We start from the raw sequence: 6,821 nt of genomic DNA, 5'->3' as shown, positions 1-6,821 counted from the left end.
TCTCCCTGAGTCTTGGCAGTCACTTATTGGACGAACTGGAAGGCGCGCCCGAGCAGTTGAGTAACTTACACGCCGCAGGAGTGATCTCAAAGGGTGTACTGACGACTGAAAACAGCATCTTACGTGAGCATTCGCTACGGATTGGCAACAGCGAAAGTTACAGTGTTCGTACCTTGTTGCCGAACAATGCTTACCTTGCTCTGAGGGATGCCTATGTGTCGAACCTATCCTTCGCAGCATTGCTGGTGATGGTACTTGGTATTGTCACGATGCTGGTCATTCAGTATCTGACACGTAGCTCGCTGTCCTACCTGACTCAATATGCCGAACAGATCCCTGAAAGTGGTTCGCCACAGCCGTTCAGAGGCGGGCGTTTCAACGAATTTATCCGAGTGGGCAATGCGGTTGAGAAAATGCTGCTGCGAATCCGTGATCGTGACAAACATTTATCCAGTATTATCGATCATTCTCCGGGCCTTATATTCATCAAGGATATGGATCAGCGCTACCAATTGGTTAATACACGCCTGGCGGAACTGTTTAACATGACGTCGTCCCAGATGATCGGCAAGCGCGATCAAGGGGTATTGAGCGATGACTTGATGGCATTAGTGCTGAAATCAGATCAGCAGCTATTAAAAAGCCAGCACCCTACTCAGTATGAGATGAAGATTGAAACCAATAAGGGACTCTGCACCTTTTTGGTGAGTAAGTTTCCGATCTTTTGTGATCAGGGAAAACTCGAATCGATCGGTGGTATTGCGACGGATATAACCGGTATTAAACAGGTAGAGGATCAACTGAGGCTTGCCCAGCAGGTGTTTGCTGAGACCGGCGAAGCCATCATCGTTCTCGATGAGGAACATGATGTACTGACTTCAAACCGCGCATTTATGGAGATGAGTGGTGTCAGCGAGAGTGACATCACGACCGCTGCACACAGATTTCTGGCGGCTTACCCGGATATTCTCCATCAATTGGAGCACGCCAGTCGATGGCAAGGTGAGTGCTCATTGGAGTGTGCGGATAGCAGTTCGTTACCGGTACTTGTATCAGCAACGCTTCTCTCCGGTATGGAGGGGGAAAATCGCTATGTGATTCTGTTCCGGGATATCACCAACTTGAAAGTTGCTGAACAAAGACTTCAGCGTTTGGCTCTGTATGACAATCTGACCGGTTTGCCGAACCGCAGTCTGTTCAACCAGCAATTGGAGAAGGTGCTAAACCGTGATACGCAGTTTATTACCGCGGTGTTGTTCATTGATCTGGATCGTTTCAAGAGTATCAACGATACCTACGGCCATAGTGTGGGTGACCAGTTGCTGCTCCAGGTGGCAGATCGATTACGTACCTGTGTCAACCTGAAAGATTCGGTTTCGCGTTTAGGGGGAGATGAGTTCACGGTGATACTGCGGGACATACCTGATCGTAGTCAGGTTGAGCCTATTGCACGACGCATTACCACTGCGTTACGCAAACCTTATGATCTGGGGTCTATTCGGTGTTTTACATCTGCGAGTATCGGTGTTGCGATTGCCGGTAAAGACGGTGAAGATGTAGACACATTAACGCGCCATGCCGATTTGGCGATGTACCAGGCAAAAGCCCAGGGCCGCGATATTATCCAGTTCTTTGACCAAGTGATAAACGCGCGCCATCAGCAACGTCATCAATACGAAGAAGATCTTCGTAAGGCGGTCGATAACAGCGAGCTATTTGTCGTATATCAGCCGCGCTTTGATATTACCGGTAAGCATATGCGCGGGGCTGAGGCACTGGTTCGCTGGAGCCATCCGGTGCATGGTTCAGTATCGCCCGGTGAATTTATCCCTATTGCAGAAGCGTCTAATTTGATTGTTCAGCTTGGGCGCTTTGTCTTATTTGAAGCCTGTAAGCAGGCTGCAGCATGGAATGCCGATGGTTATCAGCTAGCGGTCTCAGTTAACCTGTCTCCTCGCCAACTGCATGAGCGGGATCTGGTTAAGGATATCGGTCGTGCGCTGAGCGATGCGGGGCTGCCTCCGCATCTGCTCGAATTGGAAATTACTGAAACCCATGTGATGGAAAACATCGATCAGTTTCTCCCGCTACTGAATGAGATCAGGGAGATGGGCGTTACGCTGGCCGTGGACGACTTTGGTACCGGCTATTCTTCACTGATGTATCTGAAAAAATTGCCGGTCGACATCGTTAAGATCGATCGCTCGTTTATCATGGATGTACCGGGTGATACTGATGATGAGAATCTGGTACGTGCAATCATTAGTATGTCCCACAGTCTGCGCCTACGCGTTGTAGCAGAGGGTGTTGAAACTGAAGAGCAGCAGCAGTTCCTGTGCAACCTGGGTTGCGATCAGCTTCAGGGATTCCTGTTTGGGCGGCCTGATAGCGTCACGCAACTGAAGGCTTTAGCTGATCAGCAAATGGCGACACCTTTGTGTGATAGTGATGGATAACCGAGTTGCTGAGGCTAACATTGGATGGGATGCTTCTGGCTCAGGTTATCGTGGTGAGTTTTCTGCTTTAGCCTAGGTTATTAGCTAATAGCCCAAGTTACACGTCGTACCCCATCGATTCTTAAGGCGTTGGGATCTGAGTATGGGGGCAGGCACAGCTCACTTCTTGATAGATACGCTGGGCCTCATGCTGGTACCGTCCAGAAAAGTGAAAGGGTATCAGGTGCTCGACTGCAGCGAGGCGGCCAATCTCACCGCATGCGCCAGTGGTTAAGTGTCCGGTAAATTTGGCCAGGGCACTATCCGCGTTTACAAATGAGGCTTCACAAAAAAGCGTATGGGCACTGTGAGCAAGCGAGATTAAGGTGGCCCGATTGTTTGCTGTGTCGGCCAGGTCAGTGGCGTAGACCAGTTTTTTACCCGCACACTTCATTAGCACCTTATCGGTCAGATCGGATACTGAATAAACATGGCCATCTATCCGAATGCACGCTTCCTGTTCACCGTTAAGCACGTGCTTTTTGAGTTGCTGTAACCAGGGACCGGCGGTGAGACCAAGGGCCGACAACTGGTCCTTGCGTACGTTGACCTGACGTAACGGCTCAAATGCGTACGCCAGTACCGGCGTGTATGGATTGATATTGTCTTTTGCCGTGTGATCTAACGTGACAGCGCGTACGCGGAAGAACGGTTCCTGCCAGATAACGTCACTGTTGAGCTCTTGTCTGGGAAACTCTTCACTTAAGGGCGTGCCGGCGGCTATTTGCCAGTGGCGCAGCTCCTGGTCATGCAGTTCATAGATATCAAAGACCGGTGCCTTGTCGCCTATGCGATCCCATAGAATCCCGCTGATCATTCCCGCAATATTGTGCGCCAGTCCCGGCGGACCAAAAAGTCGACACGGCGGATAATGACCGATACGACAACGCAGTAGCCAGAGAAATCCGCAGATGTGATCAATGTGAGTATGGCTGATAAATACATCGGTCACCTGGTGTGCAGTTCGGGCACAGATGGGGCCGTGATAACCCAGATCAAACAAGATGCAGCGTTTTTGGTGACCCATCTGTATCAACAGAAGGGGATCGCCAAAGACACCGTTCACCATGGTCGCCTCCACTGGGCCCACGCGCATCATAAGAGGTGGACTCCGCTGTTCCTGCTGTGACTTAGCAAACAGGGCCTCTTTGCCGATAACCGCTACCTGTCGAGGATGCCGGTTGGCAGGCATAGATGATGAGCGCTCGGGGACCGCGGTATGTAACCCTTGTGCATGGGTATACAAAGCATCCCTTAGCAACCACTGATCGATAGTCAGGTTTTTATCGTATTGAGGTGCCTGTATGCGCAGTGTATTGCCGCTTAGGCCGAGCACCTGGCCCAGGGTAACGGTTCGTTGTTTGTGCAGAAGGGCAATTTGCCGTCCTTCCCAGACATCGGGCGCTTCCAGCGGCGGCGGAGTACCGAGTAAAGTAGTGTCATCTAGTCGGAAGGTGTGTTCAACGGCATGCGTCAGGTGCTGTTGCCACTTCTGAGTGCGGGTAGACCTGATGGCGGCCTTTTCAGGCTTGTGGGCGTTGGTATGGGAAGCAATAAACAATGATCTGATACCGCTGGTGCTCAGTTCACTGGATAGCGGGGGAGGCTGACCCTCAGGGATCAATACCAGCACCAGGTCGGCACATGTGGCGGCGATAAGGGCAGGCAGGAGTTCTGCACCGGCAATACATCGGCTGACGCCGGGTGCGTCGATAATCAGTAGGTCGTTCTCTATCTGGGGTAACCGGGAAAGCAGTGTTCTGACGGCATCAATAAGCGGTAAGCGAAACCGCCCGGCATCCAAACTGCAAAGTGCTTCGAAGTCCTGCAGAATCCAACCGTGCTGATAGTCTGTTGATATTTCCGGGGTCATCAGACAGAGAGCCCCCGGGATGCCAAAAGCGGGCGAGCCGGGGTCGGTATCCAGTAAAGTGACGAGACGCCCGGCAGCTAATACGTGCTGACTCAATTGGTTGGCCAGGGTGGATTTTCCTGCGCCGGTCTCACCGAAAATCAGCACGCGGCGTATATTGGTCAGATGTTCTTGGTTGATCTGTTCGGGAGAGCAAGGTACATAGCCCTGATTATGCGCACGATTCATTGGCCTCGTCCTCTTCGATGCTGATCAGAGGTTCGCTGATCCAGGTGCCGTGGCATTGCGGACATCTGCCCGGCTTGTGAAGCTTGTCGCTTTGGAACAGAAAGTCACACTTATTGCAGCATGCCGGTTCTATCAACATCTGGTAAGGCAGGTTGCGTAAGCTTTGTTGTAGATGCTGAAGGTCGTCCTCTATGTCCTTGGGATGTTCATCGAGCAACAGGGCCAGTTCCTTTATGCTCATTGGATTATTTAGCAGTATGTTGATCAGTGCTTTTCGAAACATACGTTTCCCCCTGCTAGCCATAGAGAGATGCTAACGGACGGATTAGCCCGGAGGCCAATGCATCGCGCGGCCACCCAGCAGGTGCAAATGGATATGAAACACTTCCTGTCCGCCGTGTGCGTTGCAGTTCCAGACCAGTCGATAACCGTGATGGGCTAGCCCCAGTTGATCAGCGAGTTGTTTCGCGGTCAGTACGGTATGGCTGATCAACATGCCGTCACTTTCGGTTAAGTCGTTCAAGGTGGCTATATGTTGGCGTGGAATGATCAGCACATGGCTAGGGGCCTGAGGATTTATATCTCGGAACGCGACCAGTCTGTCGTCTTCATACACGATATCCGATGGGATCTCTTTGGCGATGATTTTGCAGAATAAGCAGTCCATATGATGCCTCACATCATGTGATCTCAATTTGAATGTTTTGTAGACACTCTAAGCATAGGAGACAACGTCTTTCCGCAGGGGCACTAAAATCATTTTGGTCGCCATGCGGGGCGGGATGTTGCTGCGTTGACACGTGTTATGCCCCCGCAGAGAAAGTCTCGGGCTTGTTCGCAGGTTCCCTAGACCTGACTTGTTGTCTCCGGCCCCAGGGGTTTGAGCGCAATGATCAGTTGCGGCAACAGTAGCAAGGCTCCGATCAGGGCGGAAAACATCGCCAGTCCGGTTAGCAGGCCAAAATAGATAGTGGGGGTGAAGTTGGACAGAGAGAGAATGGCAAAGCCCGCGATGATAATCACTGAGGTATAAAACATCGCTTTGCCGATGCTGTTATGGCAGCGATACATGGTGGCGCAGTAGTTATGATCTTTTTGAAACTCTTTCTGAAAGCGGTGGATGTAATGAATAGTGTCATCCACACCGATGCCGACGGTGATCGCCGCAATGGTGATGGTCATCATATCAAGCGGAATTCCGGCCCAGCCCATGCCGCCCAACACGATGCCTGCCGCGAGCAGGTTAGGGGTGACGGCGATAACGGCCAGGTAGAGGGAGCGGAATAACAGGGTAAACATCAGGGTGATGGCAACAAACACAGCACCCAGCGTGGCGATCTGGGAGCCGAACAGGCTTTGCAGCATATTGTTGTACAGGACCAGCATCCCGGTTTGGCTTACCTGATCAGGCTGATAGCCCATCTCTTTTTGCAGGAAAAGCTCGATCTTGTGCAGTAACTCTCCACGTTTTAATCCCTTGCTGGTTTCCATCACGCGCAATGATATACGGGTCTCCTGACCATCATCGGAGAGATAGGGGGCAATAAGCAGTGTCTTTACGTTCTGTGGCAGGTTCCTGCGTAGCAGGGTTAGCTGGAAATCATCCAGTTCCTCTGAGGTGATGTCTTTGAATACCTGATACAGCGAGTTGAGCGACATCACTTTACCGGTCTCGTCCAGAGATTCGAGGAAACGCTGGATTCGATCGATCTCTTCCAGACCGGCGCGGCTGAACCAGTAGCTGCTTTGCTCAGCAGAACGCTCATCGGCAAATGGATTGTCGTCAAAGGGGTCATCCGCGAAAGGATCATCGTCAAAGGGGGAAGCCTCAGGCGTATCGAACACCTGATGGTCAGGGTGGTCTTGCGTTGGAGCCCTGAGCAGGATATCCAGCGGGATGGTACCGCCCAGCTCCTGATCGATTACCAGCATGCCCTGATAGATCTCGGTGGTATCGTCGAAGTAGTCGATGAAACGGTTCTCCACCTGTAACCGGGCGATGCCGAAGACGCTGGCAATGAACAATATTCCGCTGACGATCAATATGGATGTTCCATAGTGATCGGTGATACGAGCGAAGTGGTGGGTTAGCGGTCTGCTTTTGCTGCTGATTTCGCTTTTACCTTTTGGTATGAGCAGCAAACAGGCAGGTAGTAAACTGAAGGCCATGAGCAGTGCCGCAGCAACGCCGATGGTCATCATCCAGCCGAAGTCGATCACGGGAC

Annotated in this window: 5 protein-coding genes; 1 reads left to right on the top strand and 4 read right to left on the bottom strand. The window is 51.6% G+C overall.

Annotated elements, in window-relative coordinates; genetic code table 11:
• Positions 1-2,456: EAL domain-containing protein (locus ABYW01_RS10485; RefSeq protein WP_372832567.1), on the top strand; the 2,456-nt coding region annotated here is incomplete at its 5' end.
• A 121-nt stretch (positions 2,457-2,577) separates the two neighbouring features.
• On the opposite strand, the gene ABYW01_RS10480 is transcribed toward ABYW01_RS10485, so the two are convergent.
• From ABYW01_RS10480 to ABYW01_RS10465, 4 genes are all read right to left on the bottom strand, one after another.
• Positions 2,578-4,596, bottom strand: a complete 2,019-nt coding sequence (locus ABYW01_RS10480; protein WP_372832565.1) for a Clp1/GlmU family protein — start codon at positions 4,594-4,596, stop codon at positions 2,578-2,580.
• Positions 4,580-4,879, bottom strand: a complete 300-nt coding sequence (locus ABYW01_RS10475; RefSeq protein ID WP_372832564.1) for a hypothetical protein — start codon at positions 4,877-4,879, stop codon at positions 4,580-4,582. Before ABYW01_RS10475 ends, ABYW01_RS10480 begins: the two co-directional genes overlap by 17 nt.
• A gap of 42 nt (positions 4,880-4,921) precedes the next feature.
• A complete protein-coding gene (locus ABYW01_RS10470; protein ID WP_372832563.1) occupies positions 4,922-5,263 on the bottom strand; it encodes a histidine triad nucleotide-binding protein in 342 nt (113 codons plus the stop codon).
• A gap of 179 nt (positions 5,264-5,442) precedes the next feature.
• A partial coding sequence (locus tag ABYW01_RS10465) for an RND family transporter (RefSeq protein WP_372832562.1) occupies positions 5,443-6,821 on the bottom strand: 1,379 nt, incomplete at its 5' end.

The sequence above is a fragment of the Pontibacterium sp. genome, assembly GCF_041587635.1.
In the GTDB taxonomy this organism is placed as follows: Bacteria; Pseudomonadota; Gammaproteobacteria; order Pseudomonadales; family Balneatricaceae; genus Pontibacterium.
The sequence above is the reverse complement of the archived record's forward strand: the minus strand, read 5'-3'. Positions and strand labels throughout refer to the sequence as shown.

Excerpts from the sequence above, each read along its gene's own strand:
- ABYW01_RS10480 (WP_372832565.1), bottom strand. The coding sequence starts at position 4,596 with ATGAATCGTGCGCATAATCAGGGCTATGTACCTTGCTCTCCCGAACAG.
- ABYW01_RS10475 (WP_372832564.1), bottom strand. The coding sequence starts at position 4,879 with ATGTTTCGAAAAGCACTGATCAACATACTGCTAAATAATCCAATGAGC.
- ABYW01_RS10470 (WP_372832563.1), bottom strand. The coding sequence starts at position 5,263 with ATGGACTGCTTATTCTGCAAAATCATCGCCAAAGAGATCCCATCGGAT.